This is a genomic window from Intrasporangium sp. (assembly GCF_036566125.1).
GTDB lineage: Bacteria > Actinomycetota > Actinomycetes > Actinomycetales > Dermatophilaceae > Intrasporangium.
On record NZ_DATCWX010000329.1, the window covers coordinates 1 to 7,214 of the forward strand.

A 7,214-nucleotide genomic window follows, 5' to 3' on the forward strand; every position below is an offset into this window, starting at 1 on the left:
GCTCGCCCCCCTGCTGGACGATGGCGAGCGCCGCGGCGACGTCCGCCTCGGGCACGTCGTGCTCGTCGACGTAGTGCCCGATGACCTGGCGGAAGAAGTCGAGATCGTCGCTCTCGAGGGCTCCGGTGATCGCGTCGTCGAACCGGCTGAGGCGCACCTCGTTGATGTCCTCGACCGTGGGCAGCTTCATCTCGGTGAGGCCCTGTCGCGTGGCCTTCTCGATCGCCTTGAGCAAGTGACGCTCGCGTGGCGTGACGAAGGAGATGGCGTCACCGCTACGGCCGGCGCGGCCGGTCCGGCCGATCCGGTGGACGTACGACTCGGTGTCGGTGGGGATGTCGAAGTTGACGACATGGCTGATTCGCTCGACGTCGAGGCCGCGCGCGGCGACGTCGGTGGCGACGAGGATGTCGAGCTTGCCGTTCCGGAGCTGGTCCACGGTGCGCTCGCGCTGCACCTGGGCAACGTCGCCGTTGATCGCCATCGCCGAGAACCCCCGAGCCCGCAGCCGCTCGGCGAGGGTCTCGGTCTCGTTCTTGGTCCGGACGAAGACGATCATCGCCTCGAAGTTCTCCACCTCGAGGATCCGGGTCAGGGCGTCGACCTTCTGGGGATAGCTGACGATGAGGTAACGCTGGGTGATGTTCGGCGCGGTCGTCGTCTTGGCCTTGACGGTGACCTCGACGGGGTCCGTGAGGTACTTCTTCGCGATCCGCCGGATCTGTGCGGGCATGGTCGCGGAGAACAGGGCGACCTGCTTGTCGTCCGGCGTGTCGGCGAGGATCGTCTCGACGTCCTCGGCGAAGCCCATCTTGAGCATCTCGTCGGCCTCGTCGAGGACGAGGAAGCGCAGCTCACTCAGGTCCAGCGTGCCCTTCTCGAGGTGGTCCATGATCCGGCCCGGAGTGCCCACGACGACGTGCACACCCCGGCGCAACGCGCTGAGCTGGACGCCGTACCCCTGCCCGCCATAGACCGGCAGCACGTGCACGCCCCGGAGGTGAGCGGCATACCTCTCGAAGGCCTCGCAGACCTGCAGGGCGAGCTCGCGAGTGGGTGCGAGCACGAGCGCTTGCGGCGTCTTCTGCTTGAGGTCGAGCTGCGCGAGGATGGGCAGCGCGAACGCCGCCGTCTTCCCGGTGCCGGTCTGCGCGAGCCCGACGACGTGACGACCCTCCAGCAGGGCGGGGATCGTCGCGGCCTGGATCGGCGACGGGTGCTCGTAGCCGAGGTCGCGCAAGGCCTTGAGGAGTCGGTCGTCCAGACCGAGGTCGGCGAAGGTGGGCTCATCGCTGGGTTCCTCGCCGGGTTCCTCGGTCAGGTCGCGGTCCGGGTCTGGCATCTGGTCGGTCACCTTCGTGACGCTAGTCCTTCAGCACCCGTTGGTGGGCAGGGACACCACGAGGTCGTATGCCGCTGGGCTCGGTCTCGCCGGCGACTCAGCGCGCGATGTAGCCGCCGTCGACATAGAGCTCGAGACCGGTCACGAACTTCGCGTCGTCACTCGCGAGGTAGGCGACGGCGGCGGCGATGTCCTCGGGCTCACCGAGGTGGCCCATCGGGGTCATGGACGTCATCGCGTTCCAGTAGTCGGTGCCCTTGGTCTGCTCGAGGATCGGTGTCTCGATGAAGCCCGGGTGGACCGAGTTCACGCGGATGCCCTCCGTCGCCCAGTGCAGCGCGGCGTTCTTGGTCAGCGTGCGGACCGCGCCCTTGGCCGCGTGGTAGGCCGGCGAGGTGCCGAAGCCGCCGCTCGTGCCGAAGATCGAGCTGATGTTGATGATCGAGGCGTGCTCGGACTTCCTCAGGTGCGGCGCGGCGATCTTCATGCCGAGGAACACGCCTGTCTGGTCGATGGCGACCGTGCGGTTCCACTCGTCGAGCGTCGTGTCCTCAATGGTCTTGAGGTCACCCAGGCCGGCATTGTTGACGACGATGTCGAGCGCGCCGAACGCCTCGACGGCCTTGGCGCAGGCGGCCTCCCAATCGGACTCGCTCGTGACGTCGTGCTTGAAGAACGCCGCGCGGTGGCCGGCGGCCGTGGCTTCCTTGACGGTCGCCTCACCGGCCTCGACCTGGATGTCCGTGACGAGCACGGCGGCGCCCTCCTCGGCGAGCCGCTTGGCCGTCTCCTTGCCGATCCCGCTCGCTGCCCCAGTGACGAGTGCAACCCGACCTTCGAGCCTGTTCATGACCACTCCTTCGACGTGCGGACTGCCCTGCATCCCCACTCTGTCAGGCGGCTGGGTCCACCGGGAGACTTTGGCCGCCTCCGCAACACACCCGCTTATCGACTGCTGCCGTCAGCTGCAGCAGGCCCCAGCAGTCGATAGGCGGGTGTGTTGCGGGGTGGGACCGGGAGGGCTGGGAGGCTGCGGGCGTCGCGGAGCGAGCTCAGCGGCATACGAAATGGGTCAAGGTCGGGCGACTGCGCACCTAAGGTGGCGGGGTGGACCATGACCGAGGCGCGTCGCTCGATGAGATCGCTCGACACCAGTACGTGTCCCTGACGACCTTCCGGAGGTCCGGCGAACCGGTCGCAACGCCGATGTGGGTCGCACGTGACGGGGACGACGTCGTCGTCATCACGGTGGACGGCGTCGGCAAGACGAAGCGCCTCGCGCACACCGCACGCGTCGAGCTCCGGCCGTGCGACGTCCGGGGCCGGGTCGCGGTTGGTGCCCCATGCTGGCTGGGGACGGCCCAGATCGTCAGGGACCGCGACGGTCTCGACGCTGTGCGGCGCGCGATGTCGGCGAAGTACCCGGTCGCCAGAGTGGGCAACGCCATGGAAGATCTCCTCGGGCGGTGGATGCGACGCAAGCCACGGGCCGGCATCCGGATTCGTCTGCAATCCGACGCCTGACCCCGCCCATGGCCCACCGATTCTTCTGGCGAATCAGTGGGTGGGCACGACGCCGAGGGGGTTGGGACGGCACTCAATCCATTCGGTCGAGGATCGCGCGGGCCAAGCGGCGCTCGAGGTCGGCCTTCTCTTCCGCGTCGCCGTCAAAGCACCGCATGAGCTGACGCACGGCATTCATCGTGTCGCGGGTTGCGCGCATGACGTGATCACGGGTGAGTGGGTGCCTGTCCTCGGTACGCCAACCAGCGATCGTCAGAGCCTGGGCCACGGTGTCCTCGACGGTCCGAGGCGCGTCCCACTTCTCCCGCTCCAAGGCCTTCCCCCCGGCCACGGCGAGCAGCCGCAGCCCCACGGCGACCCGCTCGAACTCCTTGCCCGTGAGCGCGAGCCGTTGCAGCACCAAGTCCAGCAGCGCCGTCGGGTCCTCGCGCAGGCGTCGACCGCGCGCCGTGACACTCAGCCGACCCCGTGCCTTGCGGAGGAGTCCCCAGCGCTGACTGCGCTCGCGCAGGTCGAGAACGGGCCACGTCAAGTCCTCGCGGTTGCCCTTCCCGATCCACCCCTCCTCCAGCCGCGCATCGTGGTAGACCGTCTCGACGACCCGTGGCGGCAGGTACCCGGCCGCCGTCAGCTTGAGCTGGTCCCCGATCGCGTCGAGGAGCACCCGGTACGGCGTCGTCAGCGCGGTCGCCTCTTCCGCCGTGAAGCTGACCGGCTGGTCCCAGCCGGGTGCAGCCAGCCAGTCGTCGATCTCGAAGCGCGCGCTCGTGGACAGTTGACTGATCACCTGGATCACCTCGACGGGCAGGCCCGCGAGCGCCGTCTCGGTGTCGCGCGGAGTGAGGCGGGCGAGGGCTGCGTTGATCTCGTCGAGGTCGAAGTCATCCGGATGCCAACCGTCGGGCAGCCAGTCGCGCATCTCCTGGCCGGTCATGCCGTTCTCGAACTCATGGGCGTCGTCCCCGCCCGCCCGCAGCCAGGCCGCGGCCTCCTCGTAGCCCCAGACCCCGCCGATGTCCTCAGGCGGGCACGCGCCCTTCCCCGCCAGACAGACGAGGGGGTATGCCGCTGAGCTCGCACCCGCTACCTCGCCCGGTCCCGACGTGGCGGGCTCAGGCAGCGGGTCGACGGACTCCAGCTTGAGGGTGTGGGTCCAGCCGTCACCGAAGTCGTACTCGTAGGTGAGGGTGTCGCCGGGATCGTGAAGCACCTGGTCGAGGCGCGCGTCCGTCTCGACTGTGCCCTGGTCGCCGTCCTCGACGTCGAACTCCGTGAGGAAGTACGGACTCCGGTAAGGCTCACCGAGGGAGAAGTGGTGCAGGTGCGAGTCGGTCCAGCCCATGACCTGCTGCAACGCGTCGTGGACCTTGCCGAGGTCGAGGTCTCCCGGGATCGTGAAGCGGCGCCAGACCTCTGGCTCCGTGCCACGGAGCGAGATGCGGACGGTGAGGAGCACCGGCTCTTCGGGCGGGTCGGGGAGGTGGATGGCCGGATTGCGTCGGTCCTGGGGCTGGCTCATCCGACTCCTCTGCTCGTTGGTCGGTTCGACGGTACGCGACGGTGACGCCGCCGCCGCGTACTCAGCGGTGTCGATCCCGGCCGGTTCTGAACGTGCAGACTGCGACACTGCTCAATTTCAACTGAGCAGTGCCGCAGTCCTCCCCTGGCCCCGTCAGGTGGTCATTCGTGCGGGTTGGTGACGAAGTCGCCCCGCTCGCGGATGGTGTCGGCCGGCGCCGTGCTCGCCGTCCACAGCGACCCGTCCGCCGCGGAGGTGAGTACCGCCATGCCCGAGACCTCGGCGTGCTTGGCGAGGTAGCCGTTCGACTTCGCACCGATGCCGCCGCGGACCTCGAAGAGGACCGACGTCGAGCCGAGCAGGCCATAGGCGTTGCGCGCGATGCCCGGGGTGGACGTGCTCGGGTATCGCGTGATGTTGGCGTAGCCGTATTGCTCGAGCGAGGTCAGCATGACCGACACCGCGCGCTTGGACATGGTGATCGTCTCGGCGAACTCGTCTGCGATGCCGAGACGCTCGGCTTCCTCCGTGGCGTTGGGCCACATGATCGAGCCAGTGATGAGTCGGCCGTCATCGTCGACGTACGAACCCTGATGGTGGAAGTCGACCACCACGGAGGGCTGGCGTTCGTCCCAGAGCAGCCGCATGGCGACCGCCTCCGGCACGGGGTTGTCCGCGTCGGCGCCGGGCTTGTAGGGGTGGTCATAGGCGCTGTCGCTGTAGGAGTGGTAACGGTTGATGTCATAGCCACGACCGGCTTGGTAGAACTCGCAGAAGGCGACGCAGGTGGGATCCCAGTTCTGCCGCCACGGGGTGGTCGTGCCTCGCGTGTCGACGACGTCGCCGTCGAACCCGTCGACGTTGACTCGCGGCACGATCGTGACGGTCAGCGCGTCCCGAATCTGCTTGGCCTGCTGAGAGTTTCCGGACAGGGTGCGCACGATGGACAACATGCCCTCGCTGACGACGTACTCGTCACCGTGCTGGTTGGCGATGAACATGACGTCCACCGGCCCGGAGCCGATGGTGGCGACGGGGATGTCGCGGCCGAGGTTCGACTGGAGGGGCGCCGGCGCGACGTCGACCACGCCGCCCGAGCTCTTCTCGATTGAACGCAGGGTGTTCCACAGCTGCTCGTAGCTGTGGATCGCCTGGACGTTCTCCGTGCCGTCATCCCACGGACCGCCGGGGACCGTGGTCGGATCGGCGACGGATGGACCGGCGAGGGCGACGGACAATCCCGCGGCCAGAACGACTCCGATGGCTTTCAAGCGCATGGCTGTCTCTCCTTCAAGGCGTCATTGCACAAGAGGGTGGAGGGCGTGAAGCGCGCGCAAAATGCCCGGGTTTGTATGGTTTCGTCAGTTTGGCAGTGGGCCCTGTGGAGGTCAAGGGAGTGGGCCCTATTGCCTGACGAGGACCGCCCTGGCCTCCTTGACCCTGACGGTCGTCGACGGGCCGGGCACGTCGACGGTGGCCGGGATGTCGTCCCAGGTCGCACCCCCGTCGAGACTGAAATCGGCGCCGAACGTCGTCGTCACCCTCGTCGTGAACTCCCCCGGCCGGAGATAGGTGTGCACCACATCGCCATCCGGGTAGATGCCCCCGAGCGAGTCGGTCGGGCCCAACGTCCCACCATCGCCGAAGTGGTACGTGAAGCCGACGAGCTTGGGGCGGATCGAGACCGGGATCCCGCGGAGCACGCGCCGATCCGTCTCGGCCGGCTCGAACCCGGCGCCCGACCACGTCACGCGATAGAAGGTCTCCAGGTTGACGAGGGTGACGTCTCCCTTTGGCTGTGTCGTGATCGTCGGCTTGGCCCACGGGGTGCGCATGAACGCCGCCTTCAGGTCGGCCATGGTGAGCCGCGGACGCGCGCCGGGAGCCACGTCGGAGTAGCAGGTCACGCCCGCGGCCTCCCACGGGCTCCGGTCGTCAGGCGGCGTCACCAGCTGCCGCCAGATACGCAGTCGCGTGTTGCCTTCGAGCTCGGGTGGGCACTGTTTGAGCGCCTGGCCGCACATGATCTCCTGGTCGCGCTCCGGATGGTTCACTGCACAATCCGGCAGCGAAACGTACTCGTAGTAGGGCGAGCCCTCCGGTCGCGGCGCGCCCTTGTCGCCCGGATACGCCGGCAACGCCAACACTTCCTGACGAGACAACAACTCGACGTACGCGTTGTCATTAGTCGCCCCGCAGTCGACAATCCCGCACGGCGGACCAGCAGCGAGCGCCATGGGTGCAGCCAGCGCTACGAGGAGTGCGGCGCCGATTAGTGCAACGACGCAGCGCTTCACGACGTTTCCTCGACCTGGCTGCGTATCGCCACCCAATGACCGTCAAAGGCGAGACTCAAGACGAAGACCTGCCTGCCTTCGGCGGCAACGGTCTCGACCGTATGGCGCTTCTGGTCAACGATCTTGGCCTCGTTTGCAAGAACTGTGACGGCGATGTGCTTCTTGCCTTCGATGAAGGCGTATACGGAAGTTCCTTTGATCGTGAGTGGGCTGGATGCATACCTCTGACCATGCTTCTGGAGATACTCAGCTGTTGAGCGGAACGCACTGCACGTCTTGCAACCATCCCTCTGCAGCCCATCCAAGAGAGCCGGGTCCGGCTTCATCCATGCCTTCGCGACCTGCTCGTAGTAGAACTTGGCGAAGGCTTCGGCGCCGGCTTGGGTGTTGGGTCGCGCAGCTTTCGGGATTCTGGCAACGACCGGATCCACCTCGACTGAGGTCGTGGTGGCGCGTGTCGTCGGCGTGCCGCCGGAGGCGACGCCCGTCGAATCAGACGGTGGCACCAGGGGGCCGGTAGCCGGCCCCGCTG

7 protein-coding genes are annotated in these 7,214 nt (G+C 67.5%); 1 reads left to right on the forward strand and 6 read right to left on the reverse strand.

The annotated features are described in order from the left end of the window. Both VIR15_RS19880 and VIR15_RS19885 read right to left on the reverse strand, forming a co-directional pair. A partial coding sequence (locus VIR15_RS19880; protein WP_331931000.1) for a DEAD/DEAH box helicase occupies positions 1–1,342 on the reverse strand: 1,342 nt, incomplete at its 3' end. 97 nt (positions 1,343–1,439) lie between these two features. Then, positions 1,440–2,192: an SDR family NAD(P)-dependent oxidoreductase gene (locus VIR15_RS19885; protein WP_331930988.1), complete on the reverse strand. Its 753-nt coding sequence runs from the start codon at positions 2,190–2,192 to the stop codon at positions 1,440–1,442. A gap of 257 nt (positions 2,193–2,449) precedes the next feature. Here VIR15_RS19885 and VIR15_RS19890 point away from each other — a divergent pair, with 257 nt between their 5' ends. Next, positions 2,450–2,866, forward strand: coding sequence for a PPOX class F420-dependent oxidoreductase (locus VIR15_RS19890; protein ID WP_331930990.1), 417 nt, complete (start codon positions 2,450–2,452; stop codon positions 2,864–2,866). 73 nt (positions 2,867–2,939) lie between these two features. On the opposite strand, the gene VIR15_RS19895 is transcribed toward VIR15_RS19890, so the two are convergent. The 4 genes from VIR15_RS19895 to VIR15_RS19910 form a co-directional block, all read right to left on the reverse strand. After that, positions 2,940–4,385: a plasmid pRiA4b ORF-3 family protein gene (locus VIR15_RS19895; RefSeq protein ID WP_331930992.1), complete on the reverse strand. Its 1,446-nt coding sequence runs from the start codon at positions 4,383–4,385 to the stop codon at positions 2,940–2,942. Between the two features lie 161 nt (positions 4,386–4,546). After that, a complete protein-coding gene (locus tag VIR15_RS19900; protein ID WP_331930994.1) occupies positions 4,547–5,662 on the reverse strand; it encodes a M14 family zinc carboxypeptidase in 1,116 nt (371 codons plus the stop codon). A 126-nt stretch (positions 5,663–5,788) separates the two neighbouring features. Continuing rightward, complete coding sequence (locus VIR15_RS19905) at positions 5,789–6,523, reverse strand: hypothetical protein (RefSeq protein ID WP_331930996.1); 735 nt, start codon at positions 6,521–6,523, stop codon at positions 5,789–5,791. 155 nt (positions 6,524–6,678) lie between these two features. Then, on the reverse strand, positions 6,679–7,214 hold a 536-nt coding region (locus VIR15_RS19910; protein ID WP_331930998.1), incomplete at its 5' end, for a DUF6318 family protein.

Bases quoted from the DNA above. Each gene is read 5' to 3' on its own strand.
- VIR15_RS19895 (WP_331930992.1), bottom strand. From the start codon at position 4,385: ATGAGCCAGCCCCAGGACCGACGCAATCCGGCCATCCACCTCCCCGAC.
- VIR15_RS19885 (WP_331930988.1), bottom strand. From the start codon at position 2,192: ATGAACAGGCTCGAAGGTCGGGTTGCACTCGTCACTGGGGCAGCGAGC.
- VIR15_RS19900 (WP_331930994.1), bottom strand. From the start codon at position 5,662: ATGCGCTTGAAAGCCATCGGAGTCGTTCTGGCCGCGGGATTGTCCGTC.